Annotated in this window: 18 protein-coding genes and 1 tRNA gene; 8 read left to right on the top strand and 11 right to left on the bottom strand. The window is 48.9% G+C overall.

The window, feature by feature from the left end:
• A complete protein-coding gene (argJ, locus tag ABJU74_RS03540) occupies nucleotides 1-1,185 on the bottom strand; it encodes a bifunctional glutamate N-acetyltransferase/amino-acid acetyltransferase ArgJ (RefSeq protein ID WP_348382836.1) in 1,185 nt (394 codons plus the stop codon).
• A 103-nt stretch (nucleotides 1,186-1,288) separates the two neighbouring features.
• Between argJ and ABJU74_RS03545 the strand changes: the two genes are divergently transcribed.
• The 3 genes from ABJU74_RS03545 (at nucleotide 1,289) to ABJU74_RS03555 (ending at nucleotide 5,214) form a co-directional block, all read left to right on the top strand.
• A complete protein-coding gene (locus ABJU74_RS03545) occupies nucleotides 1,289-1,573 on the top strand; it encodes a hypothetical protein (protein WP_348382739.1) in 285 nt (94 codons plus the stop codon).
• Between the two features lie 108 nt (nucleotides 1,574-1,681).
• Nucleotides 1,682-4,408, top strand: a complete 2,727-nt coding sequence (gene secA, locus ABJU74_RS03550) for a preprotein translocase subunit SecA (RefSeq protein WP_348382740.1) — start codon at nucleotides 1,682-1,684, stop codon at nucleotides 4,406-4,408.
• Nucleotides 4,409-4,440: 32 nt separating this feature from the next.
• Nucleotides 4,441-5,214 (top strand): sulfite exporter TauE/SafE family protein, encoded by a 774-nt coding sequence (locus ABJU74_RS03555; RefSeq protein WP_348382741.1) that lies wholly within the window; start codon nucleotides 4,441-4,443, stop codon nucleotides 5,212-5,214.
• Nucleotides 5,215-5,281: 67 nt separating this feature from the next.
• On the opposite strand, the gene ABJU74_RS03560 is transcribed toward ABJU74_RS03555, so the two are convergent.
• From ABJU74_RS03560 to moaA, 3 genes are all read right to left on the bottom strand, one after another.
• Nucleotides 5,282-5,356, bottom strand: a tRNA-Asn gene (locus tag ABJU74_RS03560).
• A 63-nt stretch (nucleotides 5,357-5,419) separates the two neighbouring features.
• Nucleotides 5,420-6,193 (bottom strand): NAD kinase, encoded by a 774-nt coding sequence (locus ABJU74_RS03565; protein ID WP_348382742.1) that lies wholly within the window; start codon nucleotides 6,191-6,193, stop codon nucleotides 5,420-5,422.
• Complete coding sequence (moaA, locus tag ABJU74_RS03570; RefSeq protein ID WP_348382743.1) at nucleotides 6,190-7,176, bottom strand: GTP 3',8-cyclase MoaA; 987 nt, start codon at nucleotides 7,174-7,176, stop codon at nucleotides 6,190-6,192. The genes ABJU74_RS03565 and moaA overlap by 4 nt, the downstream gene beginning before the upstream one ends.
• Before the next feature lie 193 nt (nucleotides 7,177-7,369).
• Between moaA and ABJU74_RS03575 the strand changes: the two genes are divergently transcribed.
• Nucleotides 7,370-9,373 carry a GGDEF domain-containing phosphodiesterase gene (locus ABJU74_RS03575; protein ID WP_348382744.1) on the top strand — a complete coding sequence of 668 codons (2,004 nt, stop codon included), beginning with the start codon at nucleotides 7,370-7,372 and terminating at the stop codon, nucleotides 9,371-9,373.
• Nucleotides 9,374-9,384: 11 nt separating this feature from the next.
• Here the strand turns inward: ABJU74_RS03575 and mfd are convergent, their stop codons facing one another.
• Together mfd and ABJU74_RS03585 are read right to left on the bottom strand one after the other, a co-directional pair.
• The gene (mfd, locus tag ABJU74_RS03580; RefSeq protein ID WP_348382745.1) at nucleotides 9,385-12,810 is read right to left on the bottom strand and encodes a transcription-repair coupling factor; all 3,426 of its coding nucleotides are present in this window, start codon (nucleotides 12,808-12,810) and stop codon (nucleotides 9,385-9,387) included.
• 74 nt (nucleotides 12,811-12,884) lie between these two features.
• Nucleotides 12,885-13,151: a succinate dehydrogenase assembly factor 2 gene (locus ABJU74_RS03585; protein WP_348382746.1), complete on the bottom strand. Its 267-nt coding sequence runs from the start codon at nucleotides 13,149-13,151 to the stop codon at nucleotides 12,885-12,887.
• 90 nt (nucleotides 13,152-13,241) lie between these two features.
• Here ABJU74_RS03585 and recG point away from each other — a divergent pair, with 90 nt between their 5' ends.
• Nucleotides 13,242-15,296, top strand: coding sequence for an ATP-dependent DNA helicase RecG (gene recG, locus ABJU74_RS03590; RefSeq protein ID WP_348382747.1), 2,055 nt, complete (start codon nucleotides 13,242-13,244; stop codon nucleotides 15,294-15,296).
• A 7-nt stretch (nucleotides 15,297-15,303) separates the two neighbouring features.
• Here the strand turns inward: recG and ABJU74_RS03595 are convergent, their stop codons facing one another.
• Together ABJU74_RS03595 and tyrS are read right to left on the bottom strand one after the other, a co-directional pair.
• Entirely contained in the window at nucleotides 15,304-15,624 is a 321-nt protein-coding gene (locus tag ABJU74_RS03595; protein WP_348382748.1) for a PilZ domain-containing protein, read from the bottom strand.
• 87 nt (nucleotides 15,625-15,711) lie between these two features.
• On the bottom strand, nucleotides 15,712-16,941 hold the full coding sequence (gene tyrS, locus ABJU74_RS03600) for a tyrosine--tRNA ligase (protein ID WP_348382749.1): 1,230 nt from the start codon (nucleotides 16,939-16,941) through the stop codon (nucleotides 15,712-15,714).
• Nucleotides 16,942-16,979: 38 nt separating this feature from the next.
• Between tyrS and ABJU74_RS03605 the strand changes: the two genes are divergently transcribed.
• The 3 genes from ABJU74_RS03605 to ABJU74_RS03615 all read left to right on the top strand — a co-directional run bounded on the left by ABJU74_RS03605 (nucleotide 16,980) and on the right by ABJU74_RS03615 (nucleotide 19,102).
• Nucleotides 16,980-17,525, top strand: a complete 546-nt coding sequence (locus ABJU74_RS03605) for a DOMON-like domain-containing protein (protein ID WP_348382750.1) — start codon at nucleotides 16,980-16,982, stop codon at nucleotides 17,523-17,525.
• Complete coding sequence (locus tag ABJU74_RS03610) at nucleotides 17,522-18,718, top strand: DUF1343 domain-containing protein (protein WP_348382751.1); 1,197 nt, start codon at nucleotides 17,522-17,524, stop codon at nucleotides 18,716-18,718. Before ABJU74_RS03605 ends, ABJU74_RS03610 begins: the two co-directional genes overlap by 4 nt.
• An 81-nt stretch (nucleotides 18,719-18,799) precedes the next feature.
• Nucleotides 18,800-19,102, top strand: a complete 303-nt coding sequence (locus tag ABJU74_RS03615) for a hypothetical protein (protein ID WP_348382752.1) — start codon at nucleotides 18,800-18,802, stop codon at nucleotides 19,100-19,102.
• Between the two features lie 2 nt (nucleotides 19,103-19,104).
• Here ABJU74_RS03615 and ABJU74_RS03620 read toward each other — a convergent pair whose 3' ends face one another.
• The 3 genes from ABJU74_RS03620 to ABJU74_RS03630 all read right to left on the bottom strand — a co-directional run bounded on the left by ABJU74_RS03620 (nucleotide 19,105) and on the right by ABJU74_RS03630 (nucleotide 21,916).
• The gene (locus ABJU74_RS03620) at nucleotides 19,105-20,289 is read right to left on the bottom strand and encodes a VWA domain-containing protein (protein ID WP_348382753.1); all 1,185 of its coding nucleotides are present in this window, start codon (nucleotides 20,287-20,289) and stop codon (nucleotides 19,105-19,107) included.
• Between the two features lie 14 nt (nucleotides 20,290-20,303).
• The gene (locus ABJU74_RS03625) at nucleotides 20,304-21,149 is read right to left on the bottom strand and encodes a MoxR family ATPase (RefSeq protein WP_348382754.1); all 846 of its coding nucleotides are present in this window, start codon (nucleotides 21,147-21,149) and stop codon (nucleotides 20,304-20,306) included.
• A 107-nt stretch (nucleotides 21,150-21,256) separates the two neighbouring features.
• Nucleotides 21,257-21,916, bottom strand: a complete 660-nt coding sequence (locus ABJU74_RS03630) for a hypothetical protein (RefSeq protein ID WP_348382755.1) — start codon at nucleotides 21,914-21,916, stop codon at nucleotides 21,257-21,259.
• Between the last annotated feature and the right edge of the window lie 94 nt (nucleotides 21,917-22,010).

Below are 22,010 nucleotides of genomic sequence, written 5' to 3' on the forward strand. Positions count from 1 at the left end.
TCAGCTCCTATAATCAGCGTTTATGGAAATATATCCATGCGTTAAATCGCAAGTCCAAACCGTTGCTGCGCCATGGGCTAAGCCAATATCGACGATGATATCTATAGCATCGCTTTTCAGATGAGTAGCCACGGGATCTTCATCGTAATTGGGCACCACCACGCCATTTTGAGCAACGATAATCCCGCCAAAGGCAATTGACAATTTGTCTCTATCTGCTGGTTCACCCGCTTTGCCAACCGCCATTACCACGCGGCCCCAATTGGCGTCTTCACCAGCAATGGCGGTTTTTACGAGAGGAGAATTGGCAATTGCCAGAGCGATGGTTTTGGCACTGGCTTCAGTTTCTGCACCCGTCACATTGACGGTGATAAATTTGCTAGCGCCTTCGCCATCCCGCACAACAAGATGCGCCATTTGTAAGCACAGATCATTTAACGCTGCTTGAAACGCATCCGCGCCAGGATCATCACAGGAGCGGAGCATGGATTGCGTTTTTTGGCCGGTCGCGAAGGCGAGTACGGTGTCGCTAGTGGAAGTGTCGCTATCCACCGTAATGGAATTAAAACTTTTGGCCGTCGCTTCATTCAGCATCTCTTGCAAGAAACGGGGCGCAATTGCCGCATCCGTAAAAATATAACCCAACATCGTCGCCATATCCGGCGCAATCATTCCCGAGCCTTTTATAATCCCATTCAAATGAACAATCTCGCCATCCATCATGGCGCTAGTCGATGCCATTTTAGGGAATGTATCCGTCGTCATAATTGTAGCGGCCGCGGCTTCCCAATCACAAGACTGCGCTGAAAAGGCCCGTTGAAGACCGGCTTCTGCCTTGTCCTTGGGCAATGGCTCGCCAATTACACCAGTGGATGACACGAAAACTTCCGATTTGTCGCAGCCAATATGCGCACTGGTAAGAGACAATATCCGCTCCACAGCTTCCATGCCCCGAGCGCCGGTAAAGGCATTGGCGTTGCCGGCATTGACGATGAGAGCCCGGGCTTTCCCTCCAACCAATGCCTTGCGGCACCATTCGACTTCGGTTGATGGACATTTGCTTTTGGTGAGAACACCGGCGACTGACGTGCCAGCAACCAATTCGATATAGGTTAAATCACATCGATCCCAATCTTTATAGCTGGCTTTTGCGATGTGGCGGGTCACACCTTGAATGTCTGGCATTTCAGGCGCCCGAGCAGGAGCAAGTGGTGATTTGGTTTGCGACACTTAACTTGCCTTTATCAATTGGTTTGCTAAAGCGATGGTCTTCTCACAAGGCTTATTGATGAACGTCTATATTGCAAGTTTTATGTTGCTGTTGTTCAACGCAGTGGGCGTCAATACGCCAGCTGCTGCTATGGTGACAGAGACGAGCGGAAATAGCGCCGCATCCGAAGCGGAAACAACAGCGCAAACCCATAGAGAAAGAACCGAGTCATCGCTCGCTATCTATCAATTTGTTCCGACCATAATATCTGAAGACCTGCGTCAGACTAGGCCTATTTGGCCCGTGATTTTGGGGGCTGCGACAAGTGGCGACAAGCTCGAACATGAAGAAGGGGCTCCCTAGAGTTGTTGTATGAACAATTACAGAGTTGAATTGTTCACATTCATTCCCAAATTCAGACCAGTTCGGTCCGGAAACACGGCCAATATCTACTAAATATCGGAAATCATCATGATCGGCGGCTTAGCCAAATCCTTATTCGGGTCATCCAACGACCGTTACGTTAAATCCATTATGAAGGTGGTTGATAAGATAAACACCTTTGAACCTGACATTGAACCGCTTTCCGATGAAGAATTAGCGGCAAAGACTCCTTATTTTCGAGATCGTATTGCCAATGGCGAAACGCTAGACGATATTTTGCCAGAAGCCTTTGCAGTGGTTCGCGAAGCAGCGAAAAGAACCCTCGGTCAGCGGCATTATGACGTGCAAATGGTCGGCGGCATCGTGCTGCATCGCGGTGAAATTTCGGAAATGCGTACCGGTGAGGGAAAGACCCTGGTTGCAACGCTTGCTTGTTATCTCAATGCGATAGAAGGCAAGGGCGTCCATGTTGTTACAGTCAATGACTATCTCGCTCGGCGCGATGGCGAATGGATGAGCCAAGTCTATAATTTTCTAGGAATGTCTGTCGGCACCATCATTCCAAACATTGGCGAAGATCAGCGCCGGGAAGCTTATGCTGCAGACATAACCTACGGTACGAACAACGAATTTGGATTTGATTATCTTCGCGATAATATGAAGCATGACCGTGACCAAATGGTCCAACGCCCGTTTAACTTTGCTATTGTCGATGAAGTCGATTCCATCCTGATTGATGAAGCGCGTACACCGTTGATTATATCCGGTCCGACGGATGATAAGTCTGAACTTTATGTTTCGGTGAATGAAATTGTTCAGCATATTACCGAAGAAGACTACGAAAAGGATGAAAAAGCTCGGAATATCTCTTTAACCGAAGACGGTACGGAGAAAGCAGAAAGATTGCTGGAAGAAGCCGGGTTGCTTGAAGGCAATAATCTTTACGATTTTGAGAATACGCAAGTTGTCCATCATTTGAACCAAGCGTTGATGGCCAATGTTATGCGCAAACGCGACACGGATTATATCGTAAAAGACGGTAAGGTTATCATTATTGACGAGTTTACTGGTCGTATGATGGATGGTCGACGCTGGTCTAACGGTTTGCACCAGGCTGTTGAAGCGAAAGAAGGCGTGCAAATTGAACCTGAAAACCAAACAATGGCTTCGATCACGTTCCAAAACTATTTCCGCATGTATCCAAAATTGTCTGGAATGACAGGTACGGCCGAAACCGAAGCTGCAGAATTTTTTGAAATTTATAAAATGAACGTTGTCACAATCCCGACGAACAAACCGATTCAACGGATTGATGAGAATGATGAATTTTATAAGAATACACTCGACAAATTTGCTGCCATTGCCAAGAAAATCAAAGAACATAGCGATCTCGGACAACCGGTTTTAGTGGGTACCGTATCTATTGAAAAATCGGAACTTTTGTCTGATTTTCTGAAAAAGGAAGATGTTACACATAATGTTCTAAACGCGCGTTTTCACGAGCAGGAAGCCCATATTGTTGCGCAAGCGGGGAGCCCGGGCGCGGTGACAATCGCTACCAATATGGCCGGACGCGGCACCGATATTCAACTTGGTGGCAATATTGATTTTCGGATCGAACAAGAATTGGCCGATTTGGAAGCCGGTCCTGAACGCGACAAAGCCATTGCGAAAATTGAAGAAGAAGTCCGGGCGCTGAGAGAAAAAGTGCGGGAAGCAGGTGGCCTGTTTGTTTTGGGAACCGAACGCCATGAAAGTCGGCGCATCGACAATCAGTTACGGGGGCGTTCAGGGCGGCAAGGTGATCCGGGTTTAAGCCGGTTCTATCTGTGTCTTGAAGATGATCTTCTGCGAATTTTCGGAACAGAAACCATGTTCGCCAAAATGATGAACAAAAATCTCGAAGATGGTGAAGCCATTGGCGGAAAATGGCTGTCTAAAGCTATTGAGACGGCTCAGAAAAAAGTGGAAGCGCGCAACTATGAAGCGCGGAAACAGGTCGTTGAATATGATGATGTGATGAACGATCAGCGCAAAGTCATTTACGAGCAACGCGCTGAGATTATGGATGCAGAAACGGTTGGCGACGTCGTCGAAGACATGCGTCTGGAAACCGCCAACGCAATTGTTGCAGATTGTTGTCCGCCAGGCAGCTATCCTGAACAATGGGAAATTGAAACGCTTAAAACACGGGTTGAAGACGTTTTTGGTCTTACGCCTGACATTGATGGGTGGATGCAAGAAGACGCCGTTGAACCCGAAATATTGGAATCGCGGATAGCCGAATTGGCCGATGCGGATTTCAAGAATAAAATGGATCAAATTGATTCCGAAATTTGGGTCCAGATTGAGAAATCCATATTATTGGAGTCACTTGATCACAACTGGAAAGAACATCTCGCAACATTGGATGCGTTACGACAAGTCGTATTTTTACGGGCCTATGCGCAAAAGAAACCTTTGGATGAATATAAGAAAGAAGCCTTTGGTTTGTTTGAGCGTATGCTTGAAGTCATTCGTGAAAGTGTCACCAAAACCATCGCGAGCAGTCAATTCCATCGCCAAGAGGAAATTGAAGTACCCGAGCTTCCTGAGTTGCCAGATTTTTTAACCACGCATATTGATCCTTTGACTGGCGAAGATGACAGCAACGATATTGACGGGGGGACATTGGGGACCGTGTCATCAACATTACCGCCGCGCCAATCGGGTGCGACCGTGCCAGATGGTGTGAATTTTGAGGGTGTCAGCCGCAACGCACCGTGTCCTTGTGGATCCGGCCGCAAATATAAGCATTGTCACGGGAAATATTGATTTTGTGACGGTAGAAAAGGGACAGACCTAAAGTGGCTATCGGCTATGCAGGTCTGGCGTTGCTGTTCTTTCTGACGGCCACCCTATATGCTTCTGTGGGATTTGGCGGAGGATCGACATATATCGCCTTGCTAGCCTTGGCAGAGCTTGACTATCGATTGCTGCCTATCATCGCCCTTCTATGCAATATTATCGTAGTCCTTGGTGGGTCGTTACGATTTCAGCGTAACCAATTGATCAATTGGGCAAAAATTTGGCCGATATTGATACTGTCTGTCCCGGCCGCTTGGATTGGCGGGCGATTGGATATTGATCAAACCAGTTTTCTGATTTTGCTTGGGGTCTCTCTAGCCGCTGCAGGATTGTTATTATTGGCGGAACCATTATTCCAAACCGCTAGAGCGTTAAAAGATGACCATTGGGTGCGGAGCCGTTGGTTTTCTCCTTTAACGGGAGCAATGATTGGATTTGTTTCAGGATTGGTAGGCATTGGCGGCGGTATTTTTCTGGCGCCGATTTTGCTGCTGACCCGCTGGGGGGATAGTCGGCATGTTGCAGCCGCAGCCAGTATATTCATTCTTATCAATTCGATCAGCGGATTGATTGGGCAAATGATGAAAGGGCAATGGACACAGGCCGATGCCATTCTATTGGATTATTGGCCCTTATTTTTGGCAGTTCTTGTGGGAGGTCAAATTGGTAGCGTTATGGCGAGCAAGGCTTTGCCAGAACAATGGATCCGGCGTTTAACCGCCATTTTGATACTTTATGTTGCTCTCCGAATATTGGCACAGCAAATTCATTGAAGTGGGCTATTCGGATTATGAGTCAATGTCAGTAGATCTATTGATGTCGCATTTCCAATTTAGGAAATGGCTCCCCGGGACGGATTCGAACCATCGGCCAATCGATTAACAGTCGATTGCTCTACCACTGAGCTACCGGGGAATAGAAGCGATTTGCATCACAACGAGCGCGGCTATAGCAACGTCATTTGCATGCCGCAAGCCATCAAACGACAAATTGTTCCATGGCGATCCGATCATCCAGGGCATGCTCTGGATCGAACAACATCGTCAGCGTCTGGTTCCGGTCGATAGATATGGTAACCCTTGCAACATCGCGGACTTCTTGTTGGTCGCCAACGGCACTGACTGGCCGTTTTTCAGCGTTTAGTACTTTGATGCTGATCGGCATTTTGTCCGGCAAAATAGCGCCTTTCCATCGGCGTGGTCGAAACGGACTTATTGGGGTGAGGGCCAATAAGTTTGAACCCAGTGGCAATATCGGGCCGTTGGCGGATAGATTATAGGCGGTCGAGCCTGCTGGCGTTGCAATTAAGACGCCATCGCAAACCAATTCTTCGAGCATGATTCGGTTATTGACTTCGATTTCGAGTTTCGCTGTTTGCCGCGTTTCTCTGAGCAAAGAGACTTCATTAATCGCGGGCAGCACAAAGCTCGCGCCAGAAATGGTTTCTACTTCCATTTTCAGTGGCTTAACTTTGAATGGGCGCGCTGTTTCAATCCTTCTGATCAGGTCATCAGCGTTCCAATTGTTCATCAGAAAACCAACCGTCCCTAAATTCATACCATAGACGGGCAAGATATGCCGACGATTAAGCATTTGATGCAGGCTTTGCAGCATGAAACCGTCGCCGCCCAAAACAACGGCTTGATCAGCTTCTTCCAAGGATACCCAATCAGTAAGAGATTTAAGCTTTTCGCCCGCTTCCTGAGCCTGCGGGGTCGGAGACACGATCAGTGCCCATTTAACTGTACTCATCCGCCAGTGACGTTCATATGACGCTCCAATATTTTTGCGGACCCGTCTAATTGCGCATTAAATTCATGTCGTAACGGTTTGAGCTTCAAAGCTTTCTGAAGCAACCGGTCGACAGCCTCTATGCCTTCATCGCGCACTGCAGCGCGTAAATCAACATGTGCATTGTGGCCAAGGCACATAAATATTTTGCCATCAGTGGTGAGACGCAATCGATTGCAATTGTCGCAAAAATTTTGGCTTAGCGGAGTTATCAATCCCATGCGCAAAGCAAGTGGTTTTACATTGAAGTAACGCGCAGGTCCGGCACTTTTAAAGGATGTCGGTTCGATAGAATATTTCTCGGCCAGGGGCGCGATAAATTCTTCCGCAGGAATATGTTCTAATTTTCTGTCTGCGCCGACATCTCCTAGCGGCATGGTTTCAATAATAGTGAGATCATGATTTTCGGCAGCGCAATATTCAGCCATCGGCAAAAGGCAATGTTCGTTGAAATCGCGCAAAGCGACCATGTTGATTTTCACTTTGATTCCGGCATTTTTCGCCGCGGTTATTCCAGCTAAGACTTTATGCACATCAGCGCCGCGTGTAATTTCTTTGAATTTAATCGGATCGAGTGAGTCCATACTCACATTGATCCGGCGCACATGATGCAGGGCCAAATGATCGGCATAATCTTCAAGCAGCGAACCATTGGTGGTCAGCGTTAACTCTTCCAGTTCGCCTGACTTTACCTTGCGACCAAGGCGTTGAATGACATCGCTCATATCGCGCCTGACCAATGGTTCGCCACCAGTCAGGCGAATTTTTTTGACACCATGTCCGATAAAGCGTTCGGCGATGAGGGTTATTTCTTCCAATGTCAGCAATTGATTTTTGGGCATGAAAGTCATGTTTTCAGACATGCAATATTGGCATCTAAAATTGCATCGATCCGTGACCGATATACGCAAATAGTCGATTTTACGGCCAAATCCGTCTTGCATGATGTAATTCCGGTTGCTGATTTCGATAAAATCCTAGCGTTTTGTTTAAGAGCAAGCAACGGGCTATAAAGATTTACATGCTATGGAATCAGATAGGGCTTCATTCATTTTGAATGGCCCGGATCGCTAGCGAGAGGCGTTACAGGTCATTTCTATTTCTTCATCTTCATTAGATCCAAAAGCGGCGAGACATTTGTTCTTACTGTCTTTTCGAGATCGTGATCCCATGGCGGCGAAAATTTCTGCGATGGGGTGGCGGGTCAGTTCCGCGCGCCGTCGAGAAGGGTTGGAAAATAGATTTCTGTCTTCCAATGCGCTGATTGCAGTTGTTGACCTGCGCGAAGCCGTGGCAGATGGATTGCAGGCGATCGCAACCATCGCAGCCTTGGGAGATAGCCACGGCATCGCAATACTTGCATTTGGTGATCAAGTTTCTGATGCTGATATTGCGGCCCAATGTTACGAGGCTGGTGCGACCCATTTTCTGGATCTTTCCTATCCGCAAGCAGATGTTCGACAAGCTATAAATTTCGCCTATCGCTATGTTGAAAATTTCCGCGGAGGATCGAAGGCAACACAAGACCTGAACCAGCTTTTGTCGCAGGTTGACCAGCAATGGTCATTTTCGAAAACGCGGTTCAGTGATAATTGGGTCAGCGACCAGTTGCGCGACAACATGTCTGAGGTCAACTTTGATCTCTATCCGATTACGGGCATTTATCGGCACTTGTCGGAACCGGAACGTGCCCGGGTTCGGGGGGCCTTGGGGCGTATTCGAACTGGTCTGAGCCAGGCTGCCGTGGCTCATATGATGAATGGCGATAAAATCATTCATCATTTGCACGATAGCGGAGATTTTCTCCATGGGCGCCTGGAGCATGTTGCGCGCGGCGGCAAAACGCATGATTGGACTGATCGTGATCTGTTATCAGGTTTACGCAACGGATCGGCAGCAAGAAGCTGGATCGGAGCGCATCTTGCCAACGATAAAATGGTTGGATTGACTATCATCGGATTACGAAATTTTGGGACCATTAATGCCGCTTATGGCCGTGCTATCGGCGATGAAGTCATGCGGCGCATCGGCCAACGTTTGATTGCTGAAACGATCAGTCAGTCGCCTGACGAATATTTGGTTGCCCGAATGGACGGCCAAAATTTTGTCGTGGCCAATCTTTTAAGCGAACCTGCGGAAGACATTGCAAGTCGATATGCGCAAAGCACCGAACAACTGCTCATCCGCAACTTTTCGGCAATTGAGATTGAGGGTCGCAAAATCGGTCTTGTCGCTCGTGCAGGTGTTGCTGTGGGCACCGATTCTGCAGATGAAACATTGCTGATCAGACGAGCGAATTTGGCTTTAGCGGAAGCCTTGTCTTCCGATGCGCAGCCGATCAAAATCAGTGATTCATCAGAACATAATATGCTGTTGGAACAGCAACTTGAAAGTGATTTGGCGCATGCTCTGGAGCGTGATGAAATTACCATTGCGCTACAACCGCAAATTAAAGTGGATGGCGGACAGTTAGTGGGTGCGGAAGCGCTTGCACGCTGGAACCATCCACGATTGGGTTTTCTGGGTGCAGCGACGCTCTTTGCGGTAGCAGAACGGGCAGGCTTAATGAAACTGCTTTCGGCCCATATTCATCGTGAAGCCCTTGCTATCGCGGCAAAATGGCCAGATAGCCTTTCCTTCTTACGCTTATCCGTGAATATTACTGCGGGCGATTTAGCTGATAGTAATTTTGCTGTTGATATGATGCAAATTATTGCACGCTCGACATTTCCCGCAGAGAGAACGACGCTCGAGATAACCGAATCTGAACTGATCGGTAACTTATCTAGCGCAGCAAAGCGATTGGCGATGCTAAGAGAGCAGGGGCTTCAAATAGCCATAGATGATTTTGGAACCGGATATAGCAGCCTGTCCTATCTCAAAAACCTGCCTCTGGACTATTTGAAAATTGACAGCGGTTTGACCGGAGATATTAGCGGTTCGACCAAGGATCAAGTCGTTGTAAAGTCAATCATCAGCTTGGCAAAAAGCTTAGACCTTTCAGTAATTGCAGAAGGTGTTGAAACGCAAGCGCAATTGGAAACTCTCGCCGAACAAGGCTGTGAATATTATCAAGGATATTTGCGATCAGGGCCTATCTCGCCAGACGAATTTGAACTGTTTGCATTACGCAGTAATTAGCCGAAAATTTGCTATTTTTGTTGCGCTAATTTGGACAGTCCGTTGCTCAGCTGTGTCAGGCCATGGAGGCGCGAGCGCGGGTCCCGCCATCGGCGCTCGATGAATAGCTTGTTATCTGGTCTAATTTTGGCGGTCCCTTTCAGGCGATCGGCATAGGCGAGAAGTCCAGGAACATTGGGGAATTTGTCTTTGTGAAAACTCACCAATGCACCGCGGGGGCCCATTTCAATTTTCGCAATATGCGCTTGAACGCAATTGAGTTTGATCTCCATTAATTTCAACAAATTGTCCGTTTCAATCGGCAATTCACCAAACCGGTCGATCATCTCTGCAGCAAAGGCCTGTATTTCTTGATGGCTTTCTAATCCATTCATGCGTCGATATAGACCCATGCGCAGAGACAGGTCCGGCACATAGTTTTCCGGGATTAAAATCGGTGCATCTACAGTAATCTGCGGAGAGAAACTCTCAGGTCCAGCGGTGAGACCTGCGCCTTTCGCTTTCGCCTCGACAATCGCATCCTCGAGCATGGATTGGTAGAGTTCAAAGCCAACCTCTCTGATGTGCCCTGATTGCTCGTCACCCAGCAAATTGCCCGCACCTCTGATATCCAAGTCATGACTGGCCAGCTCAAAACCAGCGCCCAGGCTATCAAGGTCCCCCAGAATTTTGAGGCGTTTTTCGGCTTTCTCGGTAATGACCCGATCCTTGGGCGTAACCATATAGGCATAAGCTCGAGTTTTTGACCGGCCAACCCGTCCCCGCAATTGGTAGAGTTGCGCCAGCCCAAACCGGTCGGCACGATGAATAATCAGTGTATTGGCGCTGGGGATATCCAAGCCACTTTCAATGATTGTTGTGGCGAGAAGGACATCATATTTTTTGTCATAAAAGGCTGACATGCGCTCTTCAACTTGCACGGGAGCCATTTGACCGTGCGCAACGACATAAGTGATTTCAGGCGCATATTCTTTGAGAAACTCTTCAATTTCGGGAAGATCGGCAATCCGCGGCACAACGATAAAACTTTGCCCCCCACGATAATGTTCGCGCAACAGCGCCTCGCGCAGCGGTACCGGATCCCACGGCATAACATAAGTTCGTACGGCCAAACGATCGACCGGTGGAGTTTGTATAACCGATAGTTCGCGCAATCCGGTCATCGCCATTTGCAAGGTTCTGGGAATTGGTGTGGCTGTCAAAGTGAGAACATGTACATCGGCCTTCATCGCCTTCAGCCGTTCTTTATGGGTAACACCAAATCGTTGTTCTTCATCGACGATGATGAGTCCAAGGCGCTCGAAATCGATGCTTTTCGCTAAGAGGGCATGCGTGCCAATGACAATATCTATCTGACCATTTGCCAGCCCTTCACGGGTTTTTTTCGCTTCTGCAGATGGCACCAGACGAGACAGGCGCCCAACGTTTAGTGGAAAAGGGCGGAAACGCTCTTCAAAATTAGTGAAATGCTGCCTGGCCAACAAAGTCGTTGGGGCGATAATTGCCACCTGCATGCCGGCCATAGCTGCGGCAAAGGCAGCGCGCATTGCCACTTCTGTTTTGCCAAAGCCAACATCACCGCAGACCAAACGGTCCATGGCTTTACCATCAGCCATGTCTTCTAGAACTTCGGCAATGGCTTGCTGTTGATCCTCGGTTTCTTGATAGGGAAAGCGATCAACAAATCCGGCCATATCTGCGGCTTCGATGCGCGCTGGCGCACCTGGTTGAAGCGCACGCGCTGCGGCGGTTTTCAGCAATTCATGTGCAATGGCTCTGATGCGTTCCTTGAGCTTGGATTTTCGGCGTTGCCATCCTTCGCCACCAAGCCGATCCAATACGACCGTTTCGCCGCCTTCCCCATAGCGACTGAGCACATCAATATTTTCAACCGGCACGAATAACTTGTCGCCACCGGCATATTTAAGGGAAACGCAATCGTGAGGACTTTCACCTACCGGAATGGATATTATGCCTTCGTAAAGGCCTATTCCATGTTCTAGATGCACAACAAGATCGCCTTGGCTCAATGCCGATAATTCAGCGAGGAAAGCATCTCCACTTTTGCGACGTTTGGATTTTCGCACAAGGCGATCACCAAATATATCCTGCTCCGTCAAAAGAGCTAAACTCTCCGTTCGAAAGCCGGAGGCCAGAGGCAGTACCGTCAAAGCAACGCCGGTTTTCTGGTCTTGACAAGATTTCCAGTCATCGCAAAGCTTGGCTGTCTTGACGTCATGGTCTTTTAGCAAATCAAATAGCCGAGCTCGCGATCCTTTGCTGTAACTGGCGATCACCACGTTCGTATCGGACGTATTCAAGATTTGCAGATGTGCAGCCAGTGCTTTGTAGATATTCTCATTTCGCGCCCGTTCGGGGGAAAAATCCCGTGGTGATGAGACGGAGAGGGACAGGACAGATGATGATTCCGGTTCATCAAATTCACTGATGATGTGGATGGGGCACGCATTTTGTTGTTCCGTCCATTCTTCAGGCGTCAGATAGAGCTTGTCTGGTGCTAGCGGACGATAGCTGGACAAATTGGAGACATCAGCCTCATGGCGATTTTTATAATAATCCTGGATCGATGAAAATTGTGCATCTGCGGCTGCCGTTACTGCGGCGTCCCGGATAATCACCGCATCTTCAGTCAGATAGTCAAAAAAACTGGCTAAGCGATGCTCGATCAGCGGAAGCCAATGTTCCATGCCGGATAGGCGCCGCCCTTCGGAGAGAGATTGATAGAGCGGATCACTGGTTGCAACTGCGCCAAAAAGGTCGCGATAACGGGTGCGAAAGCGCGTGATACTGGCTTCATCTAATAAAATTTCTGACACGGGAAGCAGATCGAAGCCATCAATCTTGGCCACGGTCCGCTGGTCTGCTGGATCAAACTGCCTGATTGTTTCTATCTCATCTCCGAACAGGTCGATGCGCAAAGGCAGTTCTGAGCCTGGTGGGAAAAGATCAATTAATCCTCCGCGCGCCGCAAATTCCCCACTATCAGCAACCGTGTCCACTCGAACAAAACCATTGGCATAAAGAAAGGATATCAGCTTTTCTTGTTCAATGACCGTTCCGGGCGCCAATCGCGTTACCAGTTCGGCAATGCGGTCTGGGTCCAAAACGCGCTGTGTCACTGCATTGGCTGTGGTGAGCACGAGTTGGGCGCCTTCATGGGGTGCCGCCAGCTTTGACAAAGCAGAAAGCCGTTCAGAAGTGGTGTGCAGGGCAGGGGATGCCCGGTCATAAGGTAAGCAATCCCAGGCCGGAAATTCGAATATCTCAAGCTCAGGCTGAAAATAGCGCGCGGCTTCCGCAATGGCGCTCATTGCCGCATCATCGGTGGCAATAAATATGGTTCTTTTTTCTGAGCGGACAGCGATGTCGGCCAGACAATAGGGTTTATAGCCTGCGGTTACTCCGGCAAGCGTCATTGAATTTCTTGAGGATAATAGATTATTTATATCAAGCACTTATTGATTCTACATTAGAATTGACTGGAATATATTCATTTGGTGAAGTCAAAATAATCAAGCTTTTGCATGGCTTGCATTTGTTCGGTCTGAAAATGTTCGGGAGGCGTTTGTTTCCCAATTGCCCAAGCCATGATATCAACATCTTCTTCTTCCAGCAGAGTTTCAAACCAATCAATTTCTGCGTTGGACCAACTCTCGCCCCATTTGTCGAAAAAGCCCCCGATCATATTATCAGCTTCACGGGTTCCGCGATGCCAACTGCGGAAATGGAGCCTTTTGAGCCTGACTTCGCGTTCCATAAGAGCTCCTGATTGATTAGATGCCGTCCGCCGCCTGTTTGCGGACTGTGTCTGGTATTGTGATCTCGCTTGCGTATAAGGCGGATAGACATGCGGCCCGAGATTCTCAATCCATTATTTGGCGAAACCCAATCCCTCAAAGGTGTGGGCAAGGCCCTCGCAAAACCTCTTGAAAAGCTGCGCCTTACAAGAGTCAAAGATTTGCTTTATCACCAACCAAGCTATTGGATGCGACGCAAACGGGTTTCGCAACTGGATGAAGCGGATGTCGGTCTCACGATAATTGCTGAAATTACCCCAATGGATTATCGCAACGGAGGACCGCGTAGTCCATTTCGTGTCGAAGCCGCCGACGCTGAAGGCAACATAGTCAGCCTGACCTATTTTGGTCGCAATACAGGCTGGCCGCGGAAATTGCTGCCGCTGGGTGAGCGTAAAATCATATCTGGAAAATTGGAACGCTATGGAGATGAGCTGCAAATGCTCCATCCCGACGTTCTGGAGCCAGCCGAAGAGAAGGATATCGCGCTGATTGAGCCGGTTTATCCACTGTCGGAAGGGTTGGGTAATAAACGTATGGGGCAATTAATCGAGCAGGCTGTGCAATTCGCGCCAACATTGCCAGAATGGATTGAACCCAGCTTGTTGCAATCGAAAAACTGGATCGGTTGGCAAGACAGCATCAATGCTTTGCACGGTCTAGAAGAGAGCAAAGCGGTCGATCGTCTCGCCTATGATGAGATTTTTGCCAATCAGCTCGCTTTCATGTTGGTGCGTGCCAGCAATAGAGGGAAAAAAGGCGTATCCATCGAAGGAGATGGCCATTTGCGCCGTCAACTCAACCTACCTTTTGAACTGACCGGTGCCCAAAAGCGTTGCATCTCTGAAATTGACGGCGATTTGGCCCAATCTTCACCGATGTTGCGGCTCTTACAAGGGGATGTGGGGTCGGGTAAAACGCTCGTGGCCCTGATGGCGTTGTTGAACGCTGTAGAAGCCGGATATCAAGGCGCGTTTCTTGCGCCGACCGAAATTTTGGCGCGGCAGCATTTTGAAGGCCTACAAAAATTATTGGCCGGTTTGCCAGTAAATCTCGCCATATTGACCGGACGCGACAAAGGAAAAATTCGGGAATCCACGCTGATGGGATTGGCCGATGGGTCGATCCATATCCTGGTTGGAACTCATGCCATTTTTCAGGAAAAGGTGCATTATCAAAAATTGGCGGTGGCGGTCATTGATGAGCAGCATAAATTTGGCGTGTCTCAGCGGCTTATGCTAACGCAAAAGGCAGAAAAATCGCCGCATCTGTTGGCAATGACGGCAACCCCTATTCCACGGACATTAACGCTCAGCCAATATGGCGAAATGGATGTATCGCGTATCGATGAGCTCCCACCCGGCCGCCAAGCGATTGAGACCCGAGTCATCGCAGATGCGCGCTTGCATGAAGTGGTTGATGGGTTAGGGCGACACATGGCGAACGGAGGGCAGGCTTATTGGGTCTGTCCACTGGTGGAAGAGAGTGAGAAAACCGACCTTGCTGCAGCCGAAGAACGCGCAGCATCGCTTAAATTGCGTTTCGGTGATCAGGTCGGTTTGGTGCACGGCCGTATGAAAGGTCCAGAAAAAGACGCTGAGATGGAACGGTTTCAAAATGGCGAGACCCGCTTGCTCGTTGCGACAACTGTTATCGAAGTGGGTGTGGATGTTCCCAACGCAAGCTTGATGATTATTGAAGCCGCTGATCGCTTTGGCTTGGCGCAATTGCATCAGCTTCGCGGACGCGTCGGACGCGGCGATGTCAAATCCAATTGCCTTCTGCTGCGCGGAGAATCTTTGAGTGAGACCGCAAGGGCGCGTTTATCCTTGTTAAGGGAAACCAATGACGGGTTTAAAATTGCCGAAGAGGATTTGCGATTGCGTGGCGCTGGTGAATTATTGGGAACCCGGCAATCAGGCGATGCCGGCTTTCGGATTGCATCCCCGGATCAGATCACGCAACTAATCGGAACGGCAACAGATGATGCTCGGTTGCTCCTCGACCGTGATGGCGGACTGAGCAGTGACCGCGGGAAAGCGGCGCGAATCGCTCTGTATCTTTTTGAAAGAGACTGGGGCGTCGGTTTGATCCGCAGCGGATAATCCAATTTTAGGCGGAATGTCCCATTTTATCGAGCAGAGCCAGAAAGTCTGGTTCGCGGATAACGCGCTCAAATTCAAACCCCGACCGCCCACTATGAGACCAGACCAGAAAGGCTTCAATCCGGCCTGCAACCGGTAAACGGATGACCACTCGATCGCCCTTGTTCAATTCAGTCTCGTGAACAAACTGACAACCATGCGCTGAAATATTACTGAGTTTGACAGAAAATTCCCCATCCTTACGGGTTTCGCAAATCGTGTCGAAATCCACAGGAAAGCGTGTTGCGCGGCGTAATTCTGGTACTTGTGTATTCGATGCGCGTGGCATGAGGAACGCTCCGTCAGTTGATGAAACCCTTCATTAACTTAGTTTTCCGAACAAAAGGTAAATCGGCGCCACAAAAGACCACAATTATTAAGCGCGGCGCAACAGACCGTGCTTTTTCTTACCCGCCGAAATTTTGATATCGCAATCGGACAGGGTGATCATCCTGCCGGCATCCTTGATCTGTTCATCATCAATGCGCGCACCGCCGCCCGCAACCATCCGTTTGGCTTCGCCTTTAGAGGCGCAAAAACCGATATTTACCAAGGCGTTGAGAATAGAAATTTCTTGTTCGTTCACTTCGAAAACCGGTAGATCACCTCCCGCGTTGCCGTGTTCGAACGTCTGTTCAGCGGTATTGGCGGCATCGGTCGCTGCATTTTGGCCGTGCGCCATAGCAGTGGCAGCATCGGCGAGTATTTTTTTCGCTTCATTAATGTCGGCCCCTTGCAAGGATTCGAGTCGCGCAATTTCATCCAAATCGATATCAGTAAATAATTTCAGGAATTTGCCAACATCCGCATCCTGGGTATTGCGCCAAAATTGCCAATAATCATAGGGGGATAGCTGATCCGCATTCAACCAAACGGCACCGCTCGCGGTTTTCCCCATTTTTCCGCCATCAGCGGTGGTAATTAACGGGGTAGTCAGCCCGTAAAGCTGTTGCCCATCCATGCGGCGGGATAACTCGATTCCATTGACAATATTGCCCCATTGGTCTGACCCGCCCAGTTGCAGGCGACAGGCGGCGCGGCGCGACAATTCGAGGAAGTCATAGGCCTGCAAGATCATGTAGTTGAACTCGAGAAAGGTGAGGGGTTGTTCGCGATCAAGGCGCAGCTTGACCGAATCAAAAGTCATCATCCGGTTGATCGTGAAATGCGGACCAATATCTCTCAAAAAATCGACATATTGCAGAGCGTCGAGCCATTCAGCATTATCGATGATTATGGCATCGGTCGGACCATCACCAAAGTTTAGAAAATTGTCGAAAATCCGCTTAATGCTGGCAATATTGTCGGCAATATCCTGTGCGCTCAACATTTTCCGGCTTTCGTCTTTGCCGGAAGGATCGCCCACTTTGGTGGTTCCGCCACCCATGACAACAATGGGTTTGTGACCTGATTGTTGCATGCGGCGCAACATCATGATTTGCACCAGGCTGCCGACATGGAGGGACGGCGCGGTTGCATCAAATCCGATATATCCAGGAACGATTGCAGTGGCTGCGAGTTTATCGAGCCCTTCTGCATCCGTTAATTGGTGGATATAGCCGCGTTCATTCAGTAAGCGGAGAAGATCAGATTGATAATTGGTCATGGGGTGGTGCGTTACATGCCGAAGAGGAAACTCGCAATATGCGTTTAGACTTGCTGTGCCATAGTTCCATAGAAAATTGCTCAGTCGCGGGGATTACGCTGCGCTATATTTGGCAGACAGCGGATCAGTTGCGGCTCGAATTTCAAGCTGAAGGTGATGTGGACCTTTGGCAATTACCCGATCCGGTTCTTCCACAGCGCTGTGATAACTTATGGCGCACAAGCTGTTTTGAATTATTTGCTAAAGATCAGTCCACTGGTGAATATTGCGAATTTAACTTTTCGCCTTCGCGCCAATGGGCGGCTTATCAGTTTCTGGATTATCGGAAAGATATGCAGGATATGACGGTGCCAACACCGCCCGTGATTACCAGGGATCAAAGCCTTGCTCATTTCACTTTGAACGTGGAATTGAGGCTTCCCGCCATTTGGAGCAGGCGCACACTCCAAGCCAATTTTTCCGCGATCATTGCAGAAAAAGACGGAACGCAATCTTTTTGGGCGTTAAATCACCCGCCGGGGAAACCTGATTTTCATCACAGGGATTGCTTTACACATCAACTGAAGGCAGCAGAGCATTTATGAAATTTGGAATTGATCGACTTCTCGCTGAACCGGATTTGCGCAGGCCGCTTTCTGGTCGAAGGGTTGCGCTATTAGCCCATCCCGCATCGGTAACAGAAAATTTCACTCATTCGCTCGATGCCTTGGCTCAGTGTGAAGACGTGAATCTAAGCGCTGCTTTTGGACCGCAACATGGCCTGCGCGGGGACAAGCAGGACAATATGATTGAGTCCGCCGATTATGATGATCCGGTGCTAGGGATACCGGTGTTCAGCCTCTATGGCGAAGTCCGGCGTCCCACTCCAGTAATGATGGACAGTTTTGACGTGATATTGGTCGATCTTCAGGATTTGGGTTGCCGGATCTACACTTTTATCACGACCTTGCGCTATATACTAGAAGCCGCCGCGGAGCATGGCAAATCCGTTTGGGTCCTGGATCGGCCCAATCCCGCTGGCCGTCCGATTGAAGGTATGATGCTCGAAGAGGGGTGGGAAAGCTTCGTCGGGGCTGCGCCGATGCCGATGCGACACGGACTGACATTGGGAGAAATGGGACGCTGGTTTGTCAGCTATTTCAATCTTGATGTGGATTACCACGTGATTGAAATGAAGGGGTGGCAACCGGAAGGAGATGGATTTGGTTGGCCGTCCGATCGCGTTTGGATCAATCCCAGTCCCAATGCTCCCAATCTTTCCATGGCAAGGGCTTATGCTGGCACGGTAATGTTGGAAGGCACGACCTTGTCTGAAGGTCGCGGCACCACTCGACCTCTGGAAATTTTTGGTGCCCCGGACCTTGATGCCAAGGCGATTATCGCGGAAATGCACAAAAAGGCGCCGCAATGGTTAAACGGGTGCTATTTGAGAGAATGTTGGTTTGAGCCCACCTTTCACAAACATGTTGGAATGCTGTGCAACGGCGTGCACATTCATGCCGAGGGACCATCCTATGATCACGGCGCTTTTCGTCCGTGGCGGTTACAGGCCTTGGCTCTCAAGGCCATTAGCAAATTATATTTTGGTTATGAGTTGTGGCGCGACTTTCCTTATGAATATGAGGAAGGCAAGCTTGCTTTTGATGTTATAAATGGTGGACCTGGTTTGCGCGAATGGATTGAAAGTCCTTCGACTATTGCCAATGATCTCGAAGCCATCACCGCACCTGGTGAGAGAATGTGGGCTCAAATGCTGAAAGATTATCTGATCTATTAATCAGTACAGCCACTTTGCCAAGCTTATGCTGCAATGCAACATAGCTATTGCGTCAAAAATTGTTTTTGATATTCTATAGCGATGTTAGCGAACAAAGAATTTTTCGAAGGCATCGCCTTGTTAAAATGCGTTACGGCCACTTACAATAAGGGACAAGTTACGCTTGCACCGCATATACTCTATACCCGGCATGATGAAATGCATGTCGATGCCGTCACCGTAGAGCGCGATGGAAAACCGCCACGAGAATTGAAAATCGGAACGTTTAAATTGTCGGGTTTGAAAGATGTTGTAGTGGAAGATCGACCTTTCGAACCGTCTGAACTCTTTGATTCAAAGGCAGATAAATATCAGGGTACGACTTTGTTGGTGGTTGAAACCTGACTTCAAGCTCCGTGTTTACGGGTTAATTCTTTCATCGCATCCCCCAAACCTTCTAGCGTCAGTGGATACATGCGATCATTCATCAATTCTTTGACGATTTTAACGCTCTGAGAATATCCCCATTGTTTTTCCGGTACCGGATTTAGCCACGCAGTAGCGGGATAAGTATTGGTCATGCGCTGCAACCACGTCACGCCAGCTTCTTCGTTAAAATGTTCGACTGAACCGCCGGGATGGGTGATTTCATAAGGGCTCATGGACGCATCACCGACAAAAATCAGCTTATAGTCATGTCCATATTTGTGCAGAATATCCCACGTGTTGGTTCGTTCCGAAAAACGCCGGCGATTGTCTTTCCACACGCCTTCGTAAACGCAGTTGTGAAAATAGAAAAATTCGAGATTTTTAAACTCGCTGTTCGCGGCGCTGAACAGTTCTTCGCATATTTTGACAAATGGATCCATCGAGCCGCCCACATCGAGAAAAAGCAGGAGTTTGACGGCATTATGGCGCTCCGGGCGCATATGAATGTCCAGCCATCCTTGTTTGGCGGTTCCGTTTATTGTGCTGTCAATATCTAGCTCATCGGCTGAACCTTCACGGGCAAAGCGTCGTAATCGGCGCAAAGCAACTTTGATATTGCGCGTGCCTAACTGTTTGGTGTGATCGAGATTTTGAAACTCCCGTTTGTCCCAGACCTTGATGGCCTTTTTTTGGCCGCCTTCACCACCAATGCGCACGCCTTCGGGATTATATCCGCTATTGCCATAAGGCGAAGTTCCGCCCGTGCCGATCCATTTATTGCCGCCTTCATGGCGTTTTTCCTGTTCAGCGAGCCGCTCTTTCAGCGTCTCCATTATTTCGTCCCAGCTGCCCAGCGCCTTTATTTTTTCCATTTCTTCTTCGGAGAGATATTTCTCGGCTACGGCTTTGAGCCAGTCGAGAGGGATATCTTCTTCCTGGGTACCATAATTTGTTTCAATGCCTTTGAAAACTTTTGAGAATACTTGATCAAAACGATCCAAAAGCCCTTCATCTTTAACGAAAGTCGCTCGAGACAAATAGTAAAAGTCCAGCGGACTGCGTTGGATGACTTCTTTGTCGAGCGCTTCCAGCAGCACGAGATGTTCTTTGAGCGACGCGGAAATTCCTGCCGCTCTCAATTCGTCCATAAAGTTAAAGAACATCCGTGTCGCTCCGTTTAACGCGCTTCGCGTTTCGCCATGAATGCCAAGCGTTCAAACAACATGACATCTTGCTCGTTCTTCAGCAAAGCGCCGTGAAGTGGTGGAATGGCTTTGCTGGGGTCCTGTGATTGCAGAACATCTAGTGGCATGTCTTCGGCCAGAAGCAATTTCAACCAGTCCAGCAATTCTGATGTGCTTGGTTTTTTCTTTAGCCCGGGAACATCGCGAACATCATAGAAAATATCCATGGCTTTTTTGACCAAAACGCCTTGAATATCGGGGAAGTGAACATTGATGATTTCCTGCATCGTTTCGCGATCGGGGAATTTAATATAGTGAAAGAAACACCGACGCAAAAAGGCATCGGGCAACTCTTTTTCATTGTTGGATGTGATCACAACAATGGGGCGTTCAGCCGCTTTGATGGTTTCTTTGGTTTCATAGACATGAAATTCCATGCGATCCAACTCTTGCAGCAGATCATTCGGAAATTCGATATCGGCTTTGTCAATTTCATCGATTAGCAACACCGGCAATTGTTCACTGGTAAACGCTTCCCAGAGTTTACCCCGCCGGATATAGTTGGAAATATCATGCACTCGCTCATCGCCGAGCTGGCCGTCCCGAAGTCGGGCTACCGCGTCATATTCATATAAGCCTTGATGTGCTTTGGTTGTCGATTTGACATTCCACTCAATCAGCGGTGCGCCGGTCGCTTTGGCAATTTCATGTGCGAGCACTGTTTTACCGGTTCCAGGCTCGCCTTTCACCAATAAGGGGCGACGCAGCGTTACGGCAGCATTGACTGCAACTTTTAAATCGTCGGTTGCTACATAATCTTTGGTACCGTCAAAACGCATATTCCATTTTCCCTTGCCGTAAACGTCAATGGAGAAGAGATAGGGAAAAGGCCGTTTTGAGGCAAGTTAATCATTTAGTTAAGATGCAATTGATTGCGGAGCGGATGTTATCCTGCATTCCGAGCGTTTCTGCGCGCTTCCAAAAGCTGCCATAAGCCGCGATGTTGGGTCAAAATTTGATCGACACCAAAGTTAATCGCCCTTTCGACCGCACTGGATTGCGCCAGTTCTGCATTCAGGCTTATCGTGGCTTGTGAAGAAGGCAATGTAAGCTCGCGCGGTTCGACGCTGAGTTTGATCGCGATTTTTTCCAGCAGAGGGCGAATCGCTTGCCAATCCAGAACCAATGCAAAAGAAGCACCGAGGGCACATCCATTGCGATCCGATTGAGATAGCATTTCCAACGCCTTGCGCTGCGCCAAAACCGTCGCATTGCTCTGGTCTTCTGCGCGAACACCAGAAATTGGACCTGCGGCAACCGTCAATTTGGTCAAAAAGGCGCGTTCGGCGCTGAAACCATCCATTGCTTCGACCAGCCATTCTCGCGCTTCCATGTCAGCGGTTTTATTGGCAGCATGGTCGACAACGCCCGGATGGCGGCCGTGTAAAACGCACAGAAAATGAGCAATGTCCGCAATATCAATACCGCTCAGCGTTGAAAAATCATCACGAATGAGCTGCATATAGCTGGCGGATTGCGTTCCGTGAGAGGAGACGTGATCCAACAAGCTGGGCCGTGTCGATGGAATCAAATTGGTTTCAGGCATTGCGCTCACATCACGTTAGAGTTTCTGGCATTTTGCTTTGCGTTTCAACGCTCATCAAAACAAAGTGAAACTCGTCACTAGCGCATAATCCTAA

The sequence above is a fragment of the Parasphingorhabdus sp. genome (assembly GCF_039982415.1).
Lineage (GTDB): Bacteria > Pseudomonadota > Alphaproteobacteria > Sphingomonadales > Sphingomonadaceae > Parasphingorhabdus.

Coding starts and splice junctions, on each gene's coding strand:
- argJ (WP_348382836.1), bottom strand. CDS start 1,185: ATGCCAGACATTCAAGGTGTGACCCGCCACATCGCAAAAGCCAGCTAT.
- ABJU74_RS03545 (WP_348382739.1), top strand. CDS start 1,289: ATGAACGTCTATATTGCAAGTTTTATGTTGCTGTTGTTCAACGCAGTG.
- secA (WP_348382740.1), top strand. CDS start 1,682: ATGATCGGCGGCTTAGCCAAATCCTTATTCGGGTCATCCAACGACCGT.
- ABJU74_RS03565 (WP_348382742.1), bottom strand. CDS start 6,193: ATGAGTACAGTTAAATGGGCACTGATCGTGTCTCCGACCCCGCAGGCT.
- moaA (WP_348382743.1), bottom strand. CDS start 7,176: ATGCAAGACGGATTTGGCCGTAAAATCGACTATTTGCGTATATCGGTC.
- mfd (WP_348382745.1), bottom strand. CDS start 12,810: ATGACGCTTGCCGGAGTAACCGCAGGCTATAAACCCTATTGTCTGGCC.
- ABJU74_RS03585 (WP_348382746.1), bottom strand. CDS start 13,151: ATGGAACGCGAAGTCAGGCTCAAAAGGCTCCATTTCCGCAGTTGGCAT.
- recG (WP_348382747.1), top strand. CDS start 13,242: ATGCGGCCCGAGATTCTCAATCCATTATTTGGCGAAACCCAATCCCTC.
- ABJU74_RS03595 (WP_348382748.1), bottom strand. CDS start 15,624: ATGCCACGCGCATCGAATACACAAGTACCAGAATTACGCCGCGCAACA.
- tyrS (WP_348382749.1), bottom strand. CDS start 16,941: ATGACCAATTATCAATCTGATCTTCTCCGCTTACTGAATGAACGCGGC.
- ABJU74_RS03605 (WP_348382750.1), top strand. CDS start 16,980: ATGCGTTTAGACTTGCTGTGCCATAGTTCCATAGAAAATTGCTCAGTC.
- ABJU74_RS03610 (WP_348382751.1), top strand. CDS start 17,522: ATGAAATTTGGAATTGATCGACTTCTCGCTGAACCGGATTTGCGCAGG.
- ABJU74_RS03615 (WP_348382752.1), top strand. CDS start 18,800: ATGTTAGCGAACAAAGAATTTTTCGAAGGCATCGCCTTGTTAAAATGC.
- ABJU74_RS03620 (WP_348382753.1), bottom strand. CDS start 20,289: ATGTTCTTTAACTTTATGGACGAATTGAGAGCGGCAGGAATTTCCGCG.
- ABJU74_RS03625 (WP_348382754.1), bottom strand. CDS start 21,149: ATGCGTTTTGACGGTACCAAAGATTATGTAGCAACCGACGATTTAAAA.
- ABJU74_RS03630 (WP_348382755.1), bottom strand. CDS start 21,916: ATGCCTGAAACCAATTTGATTCCATCGACACGGCCCAGCTTGTTGGAT.